15 protein-coding genes are annotated in these 20,446 nt (G+C 44.7%); 10 read left to right on the top strand and 5 right to left on the bottom strand.

The window, feature by feature from the left end; all coding sequences use genetic code 11:
• Nucleotides 1-72 precede the first annotated feature (72 nt).
• From ACJROR_RS08250 to ACJROR_RS08240, 3 genes are all read right to left on the bottom strand, one after another.
• Complete coding sequence (locus ACJROR_RS08250; protein WP_406546711.1) at nucleotides 73-1,224, bottom strand: glycosyltransferase family 2 protein; 1,152 nt, start codon at nucleotides 1,222-1,224, stop codon at nucleotides 73-75.
• A gap of 243 nt (nucleotides 1,225-1,467) precedes the next feature.
• Nucleotides 1,468-4,071 carry a S8 family peptidase gene (locus tag ACJROR_RS08245; RefSeq protein ID WP_406546710.1) on the bottom strand — a complete coding sequence of 868 codons (2,604 nt, stop codon included), beginning with the start codon at nucleotides 4,069-4,071 and terminating at the stop codon, nucleotides 1,468-1,470.
• A complete protein-coding gene (locus ACJROR_RS08240; RefSeq protein WP_406546709.1) occupies nucleotides 4,064-5,071 on the bottom strand; it encodes an AAA family ATPase in 1,008 nt (335 codons plus the stop codon). The genes ACJROR_RS08245 and ACJROR_RS08240 overlap by 8 nt, the downstream gene beginning before the upstream one ends.
• Before the next feature lie 1,035 nt (nucleotides 5,072-6,106).
• On the opposite strand from ACJROR_RS08240, the gene ACJROR_RS08235 reads away from it, so the two are divergent.
• Entirely contained in the window at nucleotides 6,107-6,430 is a 324-nt protein-coding gene (locus ACJROR_RS08235; protein ID WP_406546708.1) for a hypothetical protein, read from the top strand.
• An 81-nt stretch (nucleotides 6,431-6,511) separates the two neighbouring features.
• Here the strand turns inward: ACJROR_RS08235 and ACJROR_RS08230 are convergent, their stop codons facing one another.
• Entirely contained in the window at nucleotides 6,512-7,327 is an 816-nt protein-coding gene (locus tag ACJROR_RS08230) for a cell division protein ZipA C-terminal FtsZ-binding domain-containing protein (protein ID WP_406546707.1), read from the bottom strand.
• A 709-nt stretch (nucleotides 7,328-8,036) separates the two neighbouring features.
• Between ACJROR_RS08230 and cysZ the strand changes: the two genes are divergently transcribed.
• The 3 genes from cysZ to ACJROR_RS08215 all read left to right on the top strand — a co-directional run bounded on the left by cysZ (nucleotide 8,037) and on the right by ACJROR_RS08215 (nucleotide 11,124).
• Nucleotides 8,037-8,873 carry a sulfate transporter CysZ gene (gene cysZ / locus ACJROR_RS08225; RefSeq protein WP_406546706.1) on the top strand — a complete coding sequence of 279 codons (837 nt, stop codon included), beginning with the start codon at nucleotides 8,037-8,039 and terminating at the stop codon, nucleotides 8,871-8,873.
• Between the two features lie 288 nt (nucleotides 8,874-9,161).
• A complete protein-coding gene (locus tag ACJROR_RS08220) occupies nucleotides 9,162-10,379 on the top strand; it encodes an AAA family ATPase (protein ID WP_406546705.1) in 1,218 nt (405 codons plus the stop codon).
• Nucleotides 10,372-11,124: a DUF4276 family protein gene (locus tag ACJROR_RS08215; RefSeq protein WP_406546704.1), complete on the top strand. Its 753-nt coding sequence runs from the start codon at nucleotides 10,372-10,374 to the stop codon at nucleotides 11,122-11,124. The genes ACJROR_RS08220 and ACJROR_RS08215 overlap by 8 nt, the downstream gene beginning before the upstream one ends.
• Before the next feature lie 206 nt (nucleotides 11,125-11,330).
• Here ACJROR_RS08215 and ACJROR_RS08210 read toward each other — a convergent pair whose 3' ends face one another.
• Nucleotides 11,331-12,833: a L,D-transpeptidase family protein gene (locus ACJROR_RS08210; RefSeq protein ID WP_406546703.1), complete on the bottom strand. Its 1,503-nt coding sequence runs from the start codon at nucleotides 12,831-12,833 to the stop codon at nucleotides 11,331-11,333.
• A 551-nt stretch (nucleotides 12,834-13,384) separates the two neighbouring features.
• Between ACJROR_RS08210 and ACJROR_RS08205 the strand changes: the two genes are divergently transcribed.
• The 6 genes from ACJROR_RS08205 (at nucleotide 13,385) to ACJROR_RS08180 (ending at nucleotide 20,221) form a co-directional block, all read left to right on the top strand.
• Nucleotides 13,385-14,284, top strand: a complete 900-nt coding sequence (locus tag ACJROR_RS08205; RefSeq protein WP_406546702.1) for a metal ABC transporter ATP-binding protein — start codon at nucleotides 13,385-13,387, stop codon at nucleotides 14,282-14,284.
• 14 nt (nucleotides 14,285-14,298) lie between these two features.
• Nucleotides 14,299-15,177, top strand: a complete 879-nt coding sequence (locus tag ACJROR_RS08200) for a metal ABC transporter permease (protein WP_406546701.1) — start codon at nucleotides 14,299-14,301, stop codon at nucleotides 15,175-15,177.
• Nucleotides 15,178-15,265: 88 nt separating this feature from the next.
• Nucleotides 15,266-16,207, top strand: coding sequence for a metal ABC transporter substrate-binding protein (locus ACJROR_RS08195; protein ID WP_406546700.1), 942 nt, complete (start codon nucleotides 15,266-15,268; stop codon nucleotides 16,205-16,207).
• Nucleotides 16,208-16,470: 263 nt separating this feature from the next.
• On the top strand, nucleotides 16,471-18,192 hold the full coding sequence (gene ptsP / locus ACJROR_RS08190; RefSeq protein ID WP_406546699.1) for a phosphoenolpyruvate--protein phosphotransferase: 1,722 nt from the start codon (nucleotides 16,471-16,473) through the stop codon (nucleotides 18,190-18,192).
• Nucleotides 18,193-18,369: 177 nt separating this feature from the next.
• Nucleotides 18,370-19,308 (top strand): UTP--glucose-1-phosphate uridylyltransferase, encoded by a 939-nt coding sequence (locus tag ACJROR_RS08185; protein WP_406546698.1) that lies wholly within the window; start codon nucleotides 18,370-18,372, stop codon nucleotides 19,306-19,308.
• Nucleotides 19,309-19,672: 364 nt separating this feature from the next.
• Complete coding sequence (locus tag ACJROR_RS08180) at nucleotides 19,673-20,221, top strand: PTS glucose transporter subunit IIA (protein ID WP_406546697.1); 549 nt, start codon at nucleotides 19,673-19,675, stop codon at nucleotides 20,219-20,221.
• Nucleotides 20,222-20,446 lie beyond the last annotated feature (225 nt).

Genomic DNA, 20,446 nt, shown 5'->3' with positions numbered 1-20,446 from the left:
CACTTAATAATAACATCTTTTGAATTATTCCATATCTCAACAACAAAATAAAGATTAAATATTTAGCAAATCCTAAGATGACTTTTTTAATTTACTCTCAAATTCAACTAACATTTCAGTCATTTGTTTCCTGCATTCTTCTCTCATAGCTTTTATTGCCTCCTCATAATTTTGTGATATTTGATTTATTTTATTCTCAAATTTAACATTCAGATTGTTAATTGCGTCATAGAGCAGTCTTTCAGACCTGTATTTTGATCTTATTGCTAATATACTGCTAACTTCAGGAACAGAATTTGAAATTCTGTCAGATTCATCACTTGAATTATAATCAAGCACAATTTCCGGTATATAAACAGGTTCAGTTAATCCAGTAATTCTGATAATTAAATCCCAATCCTCTAATCTTATCAATGATTCATCAAAGCACCCCGCCCTGTAGAAAATCGATTTTGAATGACAAATTACCCCGGCATCTATATAATTGCCTTTAAGCAACAAATTACGATCAAACTCTCTTTCAGTAAATTTATTCCTTGTTGATAGCAAGTGCTGCGCATAAAAAAATTCAGAACCGCGATTCGTCATGATGGCAAGATAAAAAACATCAAGGAAGTTGTCTCTTACCAAGTTATCATCGTCAACATAGCATATCCAATCAAATCTGGCATTTTCTACACCTCTGTTTCTGGCATAGGCCAAACCGCCATGTTCAACTTCAATAACAACAATTTTTTTTGATGCAATCTGTTCGTTATAGTGTTCATGAATAAACTTAAAGGATCCATCTGTGGAACCATCTATTACTATTATCAATTCGAATTTGACATCATATTTAGATTTGCGATTCAACACAGAATCAATAGCACGACTGATAACATCTCTTCTGTTATAGGTAGCCATGACTACAGAAATACCTGAACACGAACGATGAGGTTCAAGCTCCCTCTTTTCTTTCATGCCTGTCTCTACATAATAAACAAGAGGATTGATTCCGTGAATCTTAAGATGCAAATGCTTACACAGATATCCTGATGTTGAAAATTTCCTGGAAGGATCATATCCAAGTTTCCATCCTACATCAAGATAATGCTCTAATGCTTTATCATAGAAATATGAATCATCAACACCTTCTAATTCTGCAATTCTGTAAAGGTCAACATACCACTTGGGATCAAACATTTCAGAATTTTTAATTTTTTCAATAATCATTTCATCAGCCATATCAAGATCCTCCAAACGATAAAACATAGAAAAATATTGAATAACAGCACACCCTCTCGAATTATCAATATCAACTATTTCAGCAAGAAATAATTTCTTTATCTTTATTAAAACGGCAAAAGAGCGAATTTTCAAGAAAACAAATAACTCAACAAAGGATTAACAGTTATGATTTTGTTTAAATTCAATCTTTTGCACCGCACTCATGTAAGTAAAATCTTACAAATCACACATTTAATTTAGTTAAAGCCCCATTTGAGGATAAACTTTAATCGCATGTGCTATACATGTTTTAATTTCATCATAAACAGATATATCAAGTTCCTCTGACACTTCTAATGTTACAACTAATCCATATGCAACAGGCTTCAGAATCTTCCCGGCATCTTTACAACAATTTACTGTGATTTCAATAGAAGTTTTGTTATTAAACGGAACTGCTTTTTCACCCGCAAAAACTTCATGCTGTACTGTTCCTCGTCTAACTGCGTGCCAATCCGCCCCCTTTGTTCGATTTGGAACTAAATCTTTATCATCAACTTCAAACCAAAGTCTTGCGTTGCGATATCTTTGTGTATTTGCCGATATAGGCGATAACCAGGCCAACGTGACAGTCATGCGTCTGAAAATGGTTTTGGATTCAAGAGATGGAGGCAATGGCAACTTATAAACATGTGCTTCATCGTTTGAAAGTTGTCCAAAACCCAATATTGTAGCTCTCTGCTCCGTGCAATACATAACACGCTCTGTATCAGGGAAGCCATAACCTATCCACATACGCATCAAACTATGATAGTCTTTGCTTAAATTAAGACTTCCAATAATCGCATTGGCTGAGCCCCACGAACAACCATGAACAAGCATTGCTTTAAGCAAAGGAACCTCATAAGCACGCCCCCTTGTCTCATCAATATTATGTTCTTTTAATATTTGCAAAAGCAGATCGTAGAGAATACAAGCTTCATGGCTAACCAATGCTGTTGCATTGCTTGTTCCGGCAGAATAGGCAGTACCATCAAGCTGTCCAGCATTCAGAGATGGTGCAGCACTTAAATTACCAGGAGGTTGGCTACGAATAATTTGATCCGTCGCTAGTTTTATAACCAAATTTCCACTCCCGAGAGAACGTAGATCTTCCTTGTATAGCAGAACACCTCCCGGAAAAACAATATCCGGCTTAATGGACTTGCGATATCCCCTTCCGAATGCAGAAGCAGGACTTGGCAAAAGATGCTGAAATGGATTTATCAAACTATATGGGATAAGAAATTGAGATGAATCTTTATGAACTGAACCAACCGTAACTCCATTAATGCTTTCTGAAGGCGAGAGAAGCTTGCGATTCCTAACGTCAGAAAGGATAGCCTTCACAACAGCAATCTCTTGTTCTAGTTGGGATAAAGATTGAAATTCGGTTTGCGATACCTTGAGGTCAATACTTCCTGCATGATTTCCAGTGCTTATGACAAAAAGAACGTTATAGGTATAGCTAAGCCAGTCTATTAACCTAGCTAACGGGCTCATAGAATTTAAGAATTGTCTATTAGAATCTCCAATAGATAAATTGATTACCCTTATTGTCGGAGAAACAGGAGATTCTGTGCCATCACCATCAAACAATCTTTTCACAGAACGATGAATCAGATCTACTAACAAAACATCATCAGGGATCTCTTCTACGCGGGGCTCTTTAAATGCTGTCTTGTTAGGTTGCATTATAGGACGTATGTACACCGGGCGATCTAATATTTTTCCCTGAGCATTAAGGTCTCCATAAATAATCAGAGAAGCCATTGACGTTCCATGTATACATTCAATGGCCTTATATGCATTTGCATATTCATCTGGATCATCAATAATGATCCTGCCTTTCAGCATCTGATGATTTGCCAGAGGATACCCATCTAGTAGTGCAATTACCGGTTTTTTACTAGGCAGAGGATGCTGGTGGCTTGAGCCTGTATATGACGATGTTTCAAATTCAGGAGCTTCCCTTGAAAAAAGCATTTGACCTAAAGGTCGAAAAAACATTACATCATCACATTTTACAAGATCTACATTCTGATTATCCAAAATGTTCTGAATAGCATTGGCAGGCAATTCAACTAGTAAACCGTGGTAGCAAATTTCTTTAAGTGTGGATTCGTACAATACCTTCCCATTCTGCTGCTTAATAAGATCTTTTACTGTGTTAGAGCATTGCAATCTTTTCTTATCATCTTTTCGATACCAAAGTTCAACTTCAAACTTAACAGGATCATCATCACTATTTATCCGTTCTTTCCATTTATCAACGATCCCTGTATCCAGAAGCCTGTCTGTAACCCCCCACCTGCGAATATCTTTTAGATGCTGGAAAACATCACGAAATTTGGCGAGCCCCTTATCAAATTGCATTCGCCGATTATCCTGTGCAGCATATTTTCTCCACAAGGAAATCATTACATCGAGCGCTCTCTGATTGGTCATTATCATGTACAAACGACCGCTCAGTTCCTTCTCCGGGTGCTTTATGTCAAAAAAATCCTGATCAGACGGCAAATCATCAACATCCAGTTCTCCCATCCATTCAAAGCCGTCAATTCGTTCTACCGCTTTTATAAAATCTTCAACCCTTCCGATAGTTTCCATCACTATCACTTGTTCAGGATCGGCACCTGAAACATCTTTGCGAATCTCAAATTTTCGAAGTTGAAACGTTTTTTGTAACTGAGTAAATGTCGGACTAAGCCGTTCCCATTGCCTTGAATGAGAGGGATAATGCTGATTGCCGAAGCCTCCGTTGTGATTCTTAGATCTTGATGTAATATCTGGAGTTGGAAACAGTAATAATGGACGTCTATTCATCTCTCACTTCCGACCCAATTCGCGGTTCTGTTGAAACGGTGCTGGCAGACCAAAGTTTAAGGGTTCTTGATATGATGTCTTTCATGCTTGTATCTGGCTGTTCCAATACATACTGACGGAAAACGCTCGAACCAAACTCTTCAACTTCGGCAAAACTTGCTCCTTGAAACTGTTTTGCCAAAACATCAGCCGCATATCCCAGAGGAATATTAATTCGCTTTTTAAATCTTTCAAACCATTCAACCAATCTGGATCGTGTCGGACTTGGCAGAAAAGCACGAATCTGAAAACGCCGCCAAACGGCACGATCAAGCAATTCAGGATGATTAGTTGCCCCGACAATCACTACATGACTGGGAAGTTTATCGATGTGCATTAAAAAAGAACTAACCACACGCTTAATCTCACCGGTCTCATGAAGATCTCCGCGTTCCTTACCCAATGTTTCAAACTCATCAAAAAAAAGAACACATTGCCTTGTAGCCACATAATCAAACAATTTTTTCAGACGAACGGCCGTTTCCCCCAAATAGGTACCCACAATCCCTTCATATCTAACAACAAGCAGAGGAACCATAAGAGCATCAGCAATAGCTTCCGCTAAAGATGTTTTACCATTACCGGGAGGCCCAATAAAAAGTACACGGTTTCTGGGTTCTAATCCGTAAGTCCTCAGCAAATCCTTTCTGTGGTGTTCCTGAATCAGATTCTGACAAATGTTCCTCACATCATCTGGCAGAATAAGATCCGACAGCTGTCTCCGAGGCATTACCTCAAAGAATAAATTGCTTTGGTTCGAATCAATCATTGAACCAAAATTGCTGCCAACAGAACGTTGCGTCGGCTCAGTATTAAGTAACGTCTCAAGCTGTTCTACCAGTATCTTATGCTGCTTATTACGTTCTTCAGCAATAATAGCCTCAACAACTTTTCTAAAGCTGTTCTTATCTCCATTCATGCCCGAGCGGACGAGTCCAATCAATAAATCAGCTCTTGCCATTACTCTTCTCCCGTTTCACTCGTTTCCAGGAATGCTCAATCAATAGATAAATTAGCAGAACATCATAAAAAGCATTAAATATCAAGTATTGCTTATTGTCTAAAAGCATCTCTTGTTATTAACTTCACCCGCATTTAACATTAAAAACGATAGAGACTCTACACTAGCCACATCGAGCAAAAAACGTTTCTGGCAATCTCGCCCCGATGGTCAACTCTTATTTTATAAATAATGATAAACCTGAAGAACATAGAGTCAACTCTACCGAACCTGCGTAATTGTCTTTAATAAAAATTACTGCAAAAAGGGATACCACCGAGGTTCAAATCTCCTTAAAGATACTACGAGGACTTTCAGGCCTTCTAGTCTTGTATCCGTCAAAAGCTCTTAGAGCATTACAAATCATAAACCATGGCAAAAACTTTAAGATCAAGCATTTTAATGCCCGATAACTTACCCCCGACCATAAATTACTGCATTGCTATATTCATTAAAAACAAGATCTCTTAATCTTATGATTGTCAAGAGGCTGCACCAACCCTAGTATCATTCGAATACAGATGACTACTCGTCAAGGCTGCTCACCAAGGTTCCAAACATTTACATCAAGAGCTAAAAAGATCAATGAGTCCAGCACAAAAAGTCAAAACGGGGGCATTCTTCGAGAAAACGAATGGCTAAAATAAAGGCTTCGCTCCTTTGTTTTTTTTGTTCAGAACCGACTTTTTGCACCGCATTCAATAATAAAAAAAATTGACATCAAAAAAATTAACTCCTTAACCTGTCAAATAGATATTTATGAATGCAGCGAAGCTTTCATGAGTGCAATAAAAAGATGCTTTTTTTAGTGAAATACAAAGAAGGAAGCCTCTATTTTCCGTAAAGCTCCATATTCGGACTTTTTGGATTTGACTCTTTCATAGAATCATCTTTTTCTTCGCTCTTTTATAAATACTACTGAGGATTGTACGTAACTGAACACAAAGACGTCCTTAGTTTGTGCCAAATATAGCGTTTTCCACAGAGGTACTACCTATGACTAATTTAATTATTTTTAAACCTTATAAAGGAATTAACAATATGAATTACTCAACTTACATTATCATCTTCGTAACTGAAGAGAAAACCATCTCTTTACTTTTAATATCTGAAGTCTGCTCTTACAAAGTTGCCGATACCATTCCTGCCAAAGTCACCAGCAAGAACGATAATCAAAGTACCAGCACTCCAAAGACTTGGAAAAATTCATTAAACAGCATTTCAAGACTCGCTGAAACCTTATACAAACACATAGTCCCTGTTTGGACGGTCTATCATATGTTCTGCGAATTTTTACAGTTTTTGACATCACTTTTTTAAGAGATTATCAGACACAGCACAAACTAAAGGTACCGGTGGAGAGAACGTCAAAGCAACTATATAACATATGACACTGCTCACTTACTGTCCGCCGGCATCATAGAACGAAAGAACAGCCGTGGTGTTTTTGAAAACATCCTCCGTGAAGGGGTTTTTCTGGTTGTCAACCATCTTACCCCCTACCTCACGGCATAGAATGTAGGTAAACTTAGACATCTCGCTGTAGGTGAATTCTGCCTCCCCTCTTTCAGGAAGCATCATAGACACAATTATGGCCTTGTAGTTCAGAGTCAGCATCTCGTTTTTCGGAAAACCGTAAGGGAGCTTATTGCCGCACACTGTAAACAGCGTCCGACCGTCCCTGCGGTATTCAAATACATCATGCTCACCCTGATCAAAATGATACTTTTCACAGAGCTGACTGACCAAAGCGGCAGGAATCACGCCGTCCTGATCCTCCGGAATAATATTGAACTGATAAAAGTCCTCGGGATGTCCGGGAGTGGTAGCAGTGTCATCTGCTTCCTTACCTGAAGCAGATTCATCGCCTGACAGAAAATTCTTCAGTCTGTACAAAAATCCCAGCTTAGCCATATTGTTACCAGTTCCCCTGTTACCATTACCTGAGGCTTCGGCGGGAGCGGCCGGAGTTGCGTCTTCATCTGCAAACTCCTCCACAGGCACCTTAACAGTCTCACGTTCATCAATAATCCTGACTCCGTCTTCCTGAATTCCTTCTTCTTCAGTAAGAGGAGATAATGCTTTTGCTGTACTTTCGGTAATGCTGTCCCTTTCAAGAGGCTTGCGATTCTGTCTTCCCTGCAAAAACCCTGTTGCCAGATACACCACAAGAGCAGCAAGACCAATCACAATTACCAGCAATGAAATTCCAGGCATGTTCAAACTCCAAGAATACAACAGAAATCCCCGTTTTTTTAATAATTATTTCCTAAATGCGGAGATCTGCTGCAAATTATAGCAAATTGCACTGAAATGAAAAGACAGCTAAACGCCTTCTGTACCGCCCGGGGGTTCCCTTACCGGCACGGTACAAGCCATATAGCTTAATCCGGCTCCTGTTTTTATTCTCCTTCTTCTCCAGATCAGCAACCGCCACTCTCTCTCACCTGCCTCTCACCTCTCAATACTCCGCCTTTCAATATTTCCCTGAAAGACCGCAGTTTCGGGTAAAATCGCTTTTCGGAAACAGCTTCAGTAACCGGATAAGTCTCCTGTGCGCCTTACCTGAAAACTGGCACCGGCATTCTCCCGGAATGTTGTAGGCTTACACCGTACCATACAGGTCATGCCATACCGGTATTTCCTATGAGTGATGCTGTCAGTAATCCTCGGACAGTGATGTCTTCATCCGATATCGAAAGTACCATATCCATCGGTTCAGAAGCACACATTATTGCGGAAGTGGTTGGACGCAAGACTACGAGATATGATTGCCTAAGTCAGCAAGCAAAAGGATCAGCAGGAATTCCATCCCCCTGAGAGCTCACCGGCGAGGCTCTCAAATTCTCCCGTGCGCTGCTGCAGGTTACGGACATAGATGGCGTTACTGATGGCAATGCAGATAATTATGCTAAAGGTTTAAAACATGAATGACATTTTCAACCGGCTTCAGGGCTTCAGATACTTTTTTAAGGGCATGAGCATCTTGGGCACCAAGGGCCTCAGAAGGTTCATTATTCTCCCTTTTCTCATCAACATAGTGATCATGGGAACCGGACTCTGGTTCGGCTTCGATCTGGCCACTGACGGGACAAGGATTCTGACTGAAAACTATCTGCCCGGATGGCTGCAATGGCTGACCTATGTCATTAACCCCATTATATTCATCTGCTTTCTGGTGATAATCTTTTACACCTTTACGCTGTTCGCCCTTACCCTGGGGGCTCCCTTCTACAGCATTCTTTCTGAAAAAGTTCAGACGGTTTTCTACAATGATGAACCCTTCAGCAGCAAAATGTCAGTTGGCGATACCATAAAGGACATCCCACATATTATCTTTCTGGAACTCAGGAAGCTTTTCTACCGCATCCCCTTTATGATAGCCAGCATCCTGGTGATGTTGTTTCCGATTATCGGCCAGTTAGGCGCCATTATCCTGACCTCCTGGTGCAATGCCATGGATTACACCAGCTACGGCTATGAGAATAACCGCTATTCTCTCCGAGTTTCCCGCAAGAACCTCACCGAACATAAGCTGCTCTGCCTCTCCTTCGGCTGTACAGTCTGGGCCGCCCTGCTGATTCCCTTTGTTAACCTTATTATGATCCCGGTGGCTGTGGCTGGAGGCACCATGCTCTGGTATGAAAAACTGAAGCCGGATCTTCCGCTTATCGGGGATGATTTTCCGAAAGGAGAAACACCTGAAACTCCGCTCGCTCCCCTAAAGCAGGTTACGGAACAGGACTCCCCGGAGGAACAATAAACGTATCTTATGACGGTGTCTTTTTCGTATGAGCGATACACCTAATATCACACCTCAGCACGAAAATGCCCCAATGGATTTCCTTGCATCCATTGGGGCTCAGGAATATCGCGGCCTGCCGGGCAAATTTCTCTTCGCATTATTCCATCACGACAGACAGGATCTCACAACGGTGAGGAAAGCCACACAATACGATCACAACGTCATTTATACGGAGTGCATGATGCCTTTACGTACATGACCCGCCAATGATACACTGAACTTGAGAATAAGAGTTAAGGACGTTCCATGATCACCAGACTGAAAACAGTGAACTTTAAAGCTCTTCATAACACCGATATCAGATTTTGCGATTTTACCGTGCTTATCGGAAACAACGCTTCCGGAAAAAGTTCTGTGATTCAGGCCATTGATTTTCTGATTACTTCATGCAAAGCTGAATTTTCCGCTTTTCTGGAACAAATAGACTTGGAAGCCTCTGATATCCTGTCTCTGCTATCGGAAACCATTAACAATAAGATAAGTTTTTACAGTGAATGGGATATTTGGCAACCTGAAGGAACGTCTCTTCGCCTGTCCTGGGAAATGGAAATCGAAGTTATGGAGACTGGCGACACTCACCTCATTCATGAACTTATCACAGACCTTGACAGCAAAGAGACATTGCTTTCCTATGATAGCAGCCGAAAGCCCCATTGCCTGACAGTCGCTGAAGCAGACGGACAGGAAAGAAACTATCCTTCGCTTACGTTAACATCCTCATCGCTGTATCTCTTGCTCAGGGATGCAAATGATACGACAAGCCTTCCCAAACTCACGGCATTCAAAAATTTTTTGGTTAATTCCTATTCGTATAACGTGCTCTCACCAGAAGAAATGCGTCAAAGCAATCGCGGCCAGGTTAAATTCATCGGCACTTCCGGAAGAGATCTCTCGGCATACATAAAGGGCATGGCACCAGAAACCAAAAAATCTATCCTCTCAAAATTACGAACTCTCTTGGGTAATACAGTAACTGATATCAAAACCAAAACGGTAAATCCCGGATGGAGTAAAGTCGAAGCAGTTGAGCTTTACGGAAACAACAGGATTACAGTGTCTGCCAGAAACATGAGCGATGGCATGCTACGTCTGATCGCCATTGTTGCCATAAGCGAATACAAGGCTCCATCTCTTATACTGGTGGATGAAATTGAAAACGGAATTAACACCAGACATGCCGAACAGCTTGTTAAATTGCTGCAGAACACATGTAAAAAGCATCACCAGCAGATTATCGTATCAACCCACAGCACCGTCTTTCTGGATTACTTCCAACCCCAGAACATTGTCATGTTCTTCAGGGACTGCGCTACCGGATACACCAGATCTGTAACCATGTCTGATATCCCAAACATACAAGAGCTTTGCGAATACATGTTTCCAGGCGAGATAATTCTCAATATGTCCAATCAGGAAATTGCCGATGCTTTCCTGAAAACGAACGCGGGAGCGCACATTGACTGATATTCTGATAACCGGAGAAGGCCCCACCGATTATGGCTGGAAAAGCTTCGGCAGCGACAACTGGCATGAAGGAGCTGCAGCCATACTGCTCCGGAGATGCGCTGAAGCCAAGCTGCGGGAAAAGGGAGACGGTGGCAAGGTTAATCTCCATTTCGCCGATCTCAAGGATGTGGAGGCTTTTAAGCTGCAACGAAGTCTCAATTACCATAGTCTTAAAGGCAAAAGCATTCCTGCTCTCAGATTTTACATGTTAATGAAAGATCGTGAACTTAAAAAAGGAATAAAGTATTCCGCCGGGGTTTACTACTGCGATGCTGATCACTCTGCCAACACATCACCAAGTCAGCTTTTTGGCAAGATCTACAGCCAAATCGGCGAAGCTGCCACCGTGGCAAAATCCCGTTATTCCGGTAATAAGAACACTCCGCTGATTCCGATGGTAGCGCTGCATATGATCGAATCCTGGCTGCTTTCGGATGCCAATGCTTTCATGGAGCATTATGGCTGCAGACATAAACCTCAGTTACCTCCAAGACCGGAGATTATCTGGGGAAATGTGGACGACAAAAGCAGCAATTATCCCAAACACGTCTTTGTGAGCGTGTGCAAAAGGTGCAACAACAATCTGGAGCCGACAAGGGATGATTACGCAGGCATTGCCGCCCATACTGATCTCCAACTGCTCTGCGAGAGATGCGGGATCAGTTTTAAACGGTTTCATGACGATATCAATAATCTTTTCTGATACGTCCTCTCAAATGCCCGCCAAGCACAGTGTCCGAACATGATCTCTTTGGGCATCAAAAACCGTAATCTGACTTCATCATCAAACACTCTAAGAAAAACCGCCATCTTCATCGAGATGCTTTGACAGGGCAAAACCCAGCGCAGCATCCCAAATCAAAAGTGGCGGCAAAGTGAAGCAAAGACAATTTCAGAAAGACGGTATTCTTAATTTCCCTCCTGACCTGCAAAATGCTTTGAAACCAGCGCCGGGACTTTACCGGCACCGTCAATGCCATAAACATCGGGATACTGGTATATTTCACCGTTCTGCCCGATAAAAGCCGTCAAATAAGCCACATATACCGGAATCCTGTGACTTACCGGAGCCCATTGCATCTTGCCCTTCTTGATAATTGCCGCAATACGTTCTGGACTGTAGGAGGTATCCCTGAGAACATATTCCGCAAGCTCCTTGGATTTTTCCACCCGAACGCAGCCCGAACTCAAAGCTCTGGTCACTCTCTGAAAATTCCCCGGTGAATTGGTGGAATGGAGGTACACCGCATCAGTGTTGGGGAAATTAAACTTATAAAGTCCCAAAGCGTTTTTGCTGCCGGAAGACTGCACAATGCGATACCCCGGAAGCCCCTTCTTAATCTGAGCATCCGAGAGCCAGGCAGGATCAGCCGCATAGCCTTCAGAATCATAAAGAGTAAGACCATGTTTGGCGAGATACCCTCTGTCCCGAAGAAGTCGCGGCGCGTAATCCTTTTTCAGGATGGTGGGAGGGGCTGTCCAGGTGGGATTAAGAACCACATTGCTGAGAACGCTGGTAAAAAGAGGAGTCTGGCGATCCTTTCGGCCCACAATGACCCTGCTGTTTAATACTGATTTGCCGTCACGATAAACATGAAGATTCATGTCGGGAACATTTACAAAAATGTACTCCCCTCCGGCTGTAAGCACCGGATCTGCCATTCTGATCATGGTTCTCGCAATGTTCACCGCCTCCTGATCCCGTTTCCGGAACATGGTTTCATAGGTCTGATAACCGGCAATGCCATCGGCAGTGAGTCCCCGGGCCTTCTGATAGTTGCGGACGGCTTCCTCGGTATCGGCATCAAATACTCCTTCGTCCGGAAGAATGGCATCCAGATACCCCAAAGTCTTCAGATTCTGCCGGAGTATATTTACATTTTCTCCTTCTGCCCCGGGTTTCAGCACTTCAAACTCATAGGGCAGCAGTTTCTTTTCATTATCCTGCCCCAATAGTCCCAGAAGAGCAGCCCTGTAGGACTCATAACGCGGTACCGGCGGCCTTTCGGAAATCAGAAAGTCAGTAAGCCTGTCCGTATCCAGAAGATGCTGATATTCCTCACGGTATTTAGGGAAATCTGCCTTTTTGACAGCAGGGAATTTCAGGTACTGCCGGTCGCTCCACTTAAGATCGGCGGACATCTCCCGGAAGGCTCTGATATAGCCATATCCCTCCATGAGCTTTTCTCCGTAGGAGGGAGTGTTTTCGCTATTTATGAGTGAATCATACATGCCGGCGTAGGCACCGTTAAAATTTGCCACTGCCAGCTCAAGAAGCTGAGCTTTAATCTCATTCTGCGCCTCTGCATCAGGAAAATCCTGAGCCTGAACTATTCCGGCCAAGGCAAGCAGACCAAGACCAAATAACCTTACCAAAAACATCTGGTTCACCTGTTTTAACATTATTGACATCCCGAAGCCTTCTGACTAACTGTTCGAATCGTCGCCCCGCTGAAGCCCGTACCAGAAACTTTCGTACCAGTTTGGCACACTTAATCATCTCCAATACTGTCAGCGCTTTCATGGCTCCTTGTGTCAATGTTGAATCCTGAAAATCAGCTATGCAGCAATTTTCAGACATAACAGAATCTTTGCTTCTCCGAAAAAGAGACCTGAACATCCTGATATGCAGTCTCTATTATAGCGGATTCAAAGCCTGAAAATTCAGCAAAAGGGAACAAGATTATAATGAGGCAGTGTTCCATGGCAATTCACTTCTTATCGCCAGCATGGCGCTCTGCGCAGGGCAGCCGCCATAACCACATGAAAAATTGAACACATGCAAAACCATTACACCTGAGAAAAATATCATTAGACAAAACCGCCAAAGCACCGATAATTAGGGGAAAAATTACGGAGAAAACAGTCGTGTATTCCATATACAACGCCGGCATTCTTGCCCGGATGACTGCAGCGCTTAGCGTGACAGCAGTTATCTTATTAGTGATTTTGAGCGTCCTTCCATGAAAATCATCTTTTCCGATATCACCCTGGGCTACTACCGGCATCCTGTGGTGCACCATCTCAATATGGAGATCAAAGAAGGCAGCGCCACTGCAATCGCCGGCCCGAACGGCGGCGGCAAATCGACTCTCCTTAAAGGCATCATGGGATTTATAAAGCCGCTGTCGGGAAGCATAATATTCGAGGATATCACCGTTCGGGATATTGGCTATCTCCCCCAGTCTTCTGCCGTGGACAAAACCTTTCCCCTGACCACCGCCGAGCTTGCGGCCACCGGCCTCTGGAAAAGCACCGGATGGTTCCGGAGAATTGATGCCGCTTCCCGTGACCGCATCCATAAGGCACTGGAACAGGTGCGCCTGTCCGGCATGGAAAACGAACCCTTAAAAGCCCTTTCCGGCGGTCAGATTCAAAGAGCCCTGTTTGCGAGACTCATTCTTCAGGATGCCCGGGTTATCATTCTTGATGAACCCTTTAATGCCATTGATTTTAAAACCGTAAACGATCTCTGGGAGATTATTGAAAACTGGAAAGCCGAAGGACGCACGGTTATTGCCGTGCTCCACAACTACCAGATGATAAGAGAACACTTTGACGAAGCAGTCCTGATTTCCCGGGAGCTCATTGCCCGGGGAACTCCTGCAGAGGTATTGACGGAAGAGAACATCACCAAGGCTTTCGGGATGGAAATCTATCCCCACCACGATGCCGGGATCTGCCACCGGACACCGGCTCTCTCCGTGCCAGCGGATCATTCATCCCATGGACATCATCATGATCACCATGGCACCAGACGCCATGATCCGAGAGACGCCGCGACCGGACAGGCTTCATCCGATCCCAAAATAACCGAATTCGGATCCGCCCCGGATAACAGCGCCAAGTGCGGAACAAAATAGCACGGTACAAAACAATGTGGAATCTCATCATTGATAACATCTGGACGCCGCTCTTTTCTTACGATTTCATGAAACGAGCTCTGGCAAGTCTGTTTATTCTTTCGCTGTCAGCGCCGGTTATCGGAGTATTCCTGTCTCTCCGAAAGCTCAGTCTCAGCGGAGATGCTCTTTCACACGCCATTCTGCCGGGAGCCGCCATAGGATTCCTTCTGAAGGGGCTTTCCGTAGTCGCCATGACCATCGGGGGCATTGTGGCGGGAACCCTGGTAATATTCATGTCGGCGCTGTTTTCCCGGCTGAGCAGAAATACTGAAGACAGTTCGCTGGCGGTTTTCTACCTGACCAGTCTTGCCCTGGGGGTGCTGATTATTTCTCTGAGCGGTTCCGGAGTGGATCTTCTGAGCTTTCTCTTTGGTTCCGTATTCACTATTTCCGGAGATACGGTGATTTTTCTGGGAATTAATGCCGTACTGACTCTCACCATCATGGCAATTATTCTGCGGCCCCTGATTATTGATTCCGTGGATCCGCTGTATCTGGCCTCCGTAAGCCGCTCAGGCCCCTATGTGCACTTCGCTTTCATGTTTGCCGTGGTAATGAATCTGGTAGCCGGCTTCGAGGCTATCGGCACCCTCATGGCAGTGGGGATGATGGTAATTCCGGGCATCAGCGCCCGTTTCTGGAGTCTCAGACTGGGAAATATCATTCTTTTTAGCATTGCCATCGCCGCTATAGCTTCTCTGGCCGGGCTTTTGCTGTCTTTTCATCTGAACATTCCCGGAGGCCCGGCGGTAATACTTATTCTGGGAGGAATTTACCTTGTATCCTTCCTGTTCGGAATCCGTAACGGCCTTGTTTTTAAACTGTTTTCTCCAAAGCATTACGAATCGTAAGAGTTTGGACTATGCCTCCGAGAAAATTATCGGGGCAGCAAAATACTTCAGCAGCAAATCAGAAAAAGGAAATCAACAGCATTCCATTATGAACAGAATTAAACTCTCTCTTTTGTCAGCTCTGGGCATTACGGCTCTTTTTGCCGGAAATGCTCTGGCAGAGATTAATGTTGCCGCATCGTTCAGCATCACCGAAGACATAGTTCATGAAATCGGCGGGGATCGCGTGAAAGTGACCGCAGTTATCCCCAGAGGCTCCAATCCTCACAGCTACAGCCTCCGGCCTCAGGATCTCATGACATTGGAAAAAGCGGACATCGTCTTTCTTACCGGCCTGGGCTTTGATGATTATCTGAAACGCTGGGCCTCTGCTCCGGAACATCAGAAAAAAATCGTTGATATCTCCCGGGGGATAAAGCCGATCCAAAATGAGAATGATGACCATGAAGGAGAGGATCACGAAAATGAGCATGAATATCACGCCGAACATGAACACCATCACCAAGGAACTGATCCCCATGCCTGGCAAAATCCTCTGAACGGCACTGTTTATGCGGAAAACATCCGAAGGGAACTCTGCAACAGAGAGCCCGATTCCTGCGAGTTCTTCACTGGCAATGCCGAGAATTACATTAAGTCTCTGAAAAACCTTGATTCCCGTTATCAGGAGCTATTTGCCCGGGTTCCGGATAAAAACCGCATCATGATCACCACCCATGATGCCTTCAACTACCTCGCTGACCGCTATCGGATTACCATTCTGGCTCCCCGGGGCATTACCGACTCCCACGAACCCTCCGCCGGCGACATTGCCGCAATAGAAACGCTCATGAAGGAAAACAAGGTTCATGCGGTATTTATCGAAAACCTGGCCGCCAATGCCGCCGTGGAAGATCTGTCCCGCAAAAACGGCCGGGTGATAAACGGCATGCTTTTTACAGACTCGCTTGCCGAGGAACCGGAAGGAAATACCTACCTCAGAATGATTGAGCACAACCTCAGGGTTATTCATGATGCCATGTTGCAGTAATTCCCGGTCATAGCCGGAGGACTTTTGCAGATCTGTTCCTCCTGCCCGGATTACCACGCGGAAACTCTGGATCTCTTCCGAAACAGCAGGAAGTATGCCGCACTGTCAGGCCAAAAAAATCCTGCCGGCAACATGATGCATTTCCCTGTTTTCCTGCTATTATGACAGCACCGGAATCTTCAAAAAATGTCTGCCGTTATTCACAAATCGGGATGCAAAAATCCTATAATCGGCATACTCGAAGCAATTGATGGAGGCTCTCTTTGCGTGACGGATTCGTAATAAAGGAGGGTATTGCCTGCGCGCCGGCAATAGTATTCGTAAATACCCCTGTTCGTGTGGAAAAGACCAAAATCACTGCTCCGGAAGTGTCCTCTGAGATTGCTCTTTATCTGGAGGCCCGGGAGAAGACCCGCGTCTATCTTGAAAACGAGATGGCAAAAACATCCTCTAAAGACGCCCGGGAATTCATGGAAACCTCAGTAATGTTTCTCATGGATCCCTATGTGGAAAAAAAGATCACAGATCTCATCAAAAGCGATCTTTTAAGCGCCGAATCCGCCATTCATCACTGCTATAACAGCTTCGTGCAGGAGCTTCTGGATAATCATGATCCCTTTATCATGCATAACGAATATGAAATCCGGAACCTCGCAGAACACATCATTATCACTCTGAAGCGCAAAAGACCGCCCATTCCGGTAATTACCGGAGATTGTATCTTTGTGGCTAACAACCTGACTCCGGCCCAGCTTCTCACTGTGGATAACTCCCATATCAAGGGTGTTATTCTGGAGGACGGCAACACCAACAGTCACATGGCCATCGTTCTCCGCAGTCTGAATATCCCCACCATATTCAATGTGGAAAACGCCTCTCATATTATTAAAAACGGCATGAACGTTCTTATGGATGCCTATGCCAATAAGATTTATATCAATCCTTTGGAAGAGCTGATCTGGAGCGTTAAAAAGCATGCCCGGGAACGCATTGACTCCGGAAACAGCAATATAGTAACCCCCCTGATTGCCCAGTACAAAACCACCAGATCCGGGGAAAGAATAGAGGTTCTGGCCAATATCGGATCGCTTTCGGAAATTCAGGATCTGAAAAAATTCCCCAGCTCCGGCATCGGACTTTTCCGCACCGAATTTCTTTTTATGAATCACACTCAGGATCCCACCGAAGACGAACAGTTTGAGTGCTACCGCAAAATCGTGGAATCTCTGCCGGATCTCTTTACGATAACCTTCAGAACCTTTGACTTCTCCGCTGATAAGCTGCCGCTCTACCTTTCAAAACCGGTGCATTACAACTGCACCACCGGCACCGATGAAGACAATGCCATTCTTAACGATATCCTGACCACCCAGCTCCGGGCTCTTATGCGGGCGTCAGTGTTCAGTCATCAGATGCGGATCATGTTCCCCATGGCCGCGGAATACGAGGATTTCGTGCATCTTCTGGATCTTTATCAGGAAACCCGGGAATCCCTCATCCGGGAAGGAGTAAAGCCCGGACATATCAAAATCGGCGTCATGATCGAAACTCCTGCCGCGGCGATAATGTCGGAATCTCTGGCCAGTCTGGTAGATTTCTTCTCCATCGGCACCAATGATCTCACTCACTATACCGAAACCTGCTCCCGGGAATTTGCCACCAAGCATAACAATGAACTGAGTCCGGCCGTAGTGCAGCTTATTGCTCTGGCTTCGGAAAATGCCCATAAGGCCGGAATACCGGTGTCCATCTGCGGGGAAATTGTCCACGAGCAAAAATACCTGCCGCTTCTTTATGCTTTGGGGATCAGAAGCTTTTCCGTAGCCCCCTTCTACCTGAGCAGCATGCTTTATGCCATTCACACGCTTGATGTCAGAATACCGAGAGATTTTCGGGAACGCATCAGAAACATTCGCACGAGACAGGACGTCATAGACCTTTCGGCAAATATTCTGAAATCCCCGCTGGCGGTGAAGAATCCGTAAATGCTGATGTCTTCTCCCCCGCAGGCTGCCTGACAGAACTGACACAGCCGCTCTGGCGCATTGCGCTGTCCGTATTGCCGTTTTTTTGGCCGGATCAGAGAATGATTTCCGAAATTCGGTTAGAATCCACAGGATGCAGGGAATTTTGCATTACTTGTCAAATTAAGGAGCTGATTAATGATTACCAAGGCTATCATACCCATGGCAGAGTTAGGAACAAAAATGCTGCCAGAAACGAAATCCATCCCCATGGAGATGCTGCCGATTGTTGATAAGCCGCTTATTCAGTACATTGTCAATGAAGCCGTGCTGGCAGGAATAAAGGAAATTGTCCTGGTTGCCCATTACTCCAAAAATGCTGTTGAAAACCATTTTGACAAAAGCTTTGAACTGGAATCTGAGCTTAAAAAAAGAGTTAAGCGGCAGCAGCTCGAGGAAATCCAGTCCATATGTCCTCCCGATATTTCCATAATGTATGTCAGACAGGGCAAAACCAGGGGACTGGCTCATGCCATATCCAAAGCCAAGCCTCTGGTAAGAGGGGAGCCCTTTGCCATTATTCTCCCCGATGTGCTGATCAATCAGTTTAAGTGCGATATGAGAACGGACAATCTTAAGGAAATGATTGATCGTTTTAATGAGACCGGGCGTAATCAGATTATGGTGCAGCCGGTGCCGCTCAGCAATATCAGCGCTTACGGAGTCATAGATACCGGCAAGGATTTCCGGGACAAGTACTTTGACGGCAGCATTTTCAATGAAAAGGCCTATCAGGAATCTCAGGAAAAGAGCATTCCCATTGAGAATCTGGTGGAAAAGCCCGAGGCAGACGCCGCTCCCGGCAATCTGGCCATCGTGGGAAGATATGTGGTTTCCGACAAGATCTGGGATTATCTGGAAAACACTCCTCCGGGGGCAGGGAACGAAATTCAGTTTACGGATACCCTGCGTCTTATGAACCGGGATTATCCCATGGACGCCGTGCTCATCAAGGGCGACAGCTTTGATTGCGGATCCCAGCTGGGCTATATGAAGGCTTTTATCGAGTATGCTCTGCGCAGCCGGAGATTCGGGACTGACATGGCCGAGTTTATCAGGAAGTCCGGCCGGATATAAGGATTTCATGCAGGGGTTCCTGCGGCGGCGCTGATTTATGCCGTCATCTGAACTGACTTAAGAGCCCGGATATCCGGGCTTTTCTGTTACCGGATCCCGGGCTTTCTTTCAGTATTGTTACCAGCACCGGCGTTCCTTCAGTTACGAGGGGGAGTTTTTTCAGAACCCTGGCGTTCCCGGTCATAGCAGTCTTTTGAAGCCCGGCAAAAGCATCTCGTCAAACCTGAACTCACCGCCTGAGCTTATTTTTAGTTCAACTTGTTAAGCCTTCTTTGCTAAATTCGGGACAGCTTATGCAGATTATGACAGCGGCATTGTGGTATATTTATCACTGTGAATTTTGTTTGCGCGAGGTATGAAAGCAATGTCCTGGTTCAAATTTATGCTTACTTCTGAAAGTGACCACGTAGCAGATCTGACCATTCTGGCTCCGGTCAGCGGAGTGATTCTCCCCATTGAGGATGTCCCGGATGTGGTTTTCTCGGAAAAGATTATCGGAGACGGCGTGGCCATTCAGCCATCCGACGGAACCGTGGTGGCTCCTTGCAAATGCACGGTGCGGGAAATGTTCAATACCAAACACGCTGTGGTGCTGAGAACAGAATCATACGGCTTAGAGCTTTTTATTCATGTGGGAATAGATACGGTTGATCTGGCAGGCGAAGGTTTCACCTCCTCTGTTGCCGAGGGAGATCTGCTGTCTCCGGGGGATCCGATTATCAAATTTGATCTCAAGGGCATCCAGAAGTCAAAAACCCTGATTACTCCGGTAGTGATTTCATCTCAGAATAATGCGGTAATCAAAACCATCGAAAAGCTGTCCGGCAACTGCGAAGCCGGGGTAACTCCCATAATCAAGATCGACATTGACAAGGAAGCCACCAAAAAAGCGCAGCAGCCCTCAGGAAGGTGATTTGCAGCCCTGTCCCGCCGAAATTACCGGAAAAACCACGGCAAGACTCTCAAAATCCGGTTACTATGCAGCCGGATCCGGTTTTGCCGTTCCTTCTTTAATTTTCACCGCCGCCGATCGGCCTGCATTCCGCTTCGGAACTAAGCCTTGTCATCCAGAATCTGGTATTCCACCAGCTTTTTCTGCTCCGGGGATATCACCATCCCAACCTGAATGAGCTTTATG

The organism is Succinimonas sp. (assembly GCF_045225735.1).
Taxonomy (GTDB): domain Bacteria; phylum Pseudomonadota; class Gammaproteobacteria; order Enterobacterales; family Succinivibrionaceae; genus Succinimonas.
Note: the sequence above shows the minus strand (reverse complement) of the source record. Positions and strands in the feature narration are given on the sequence as shown.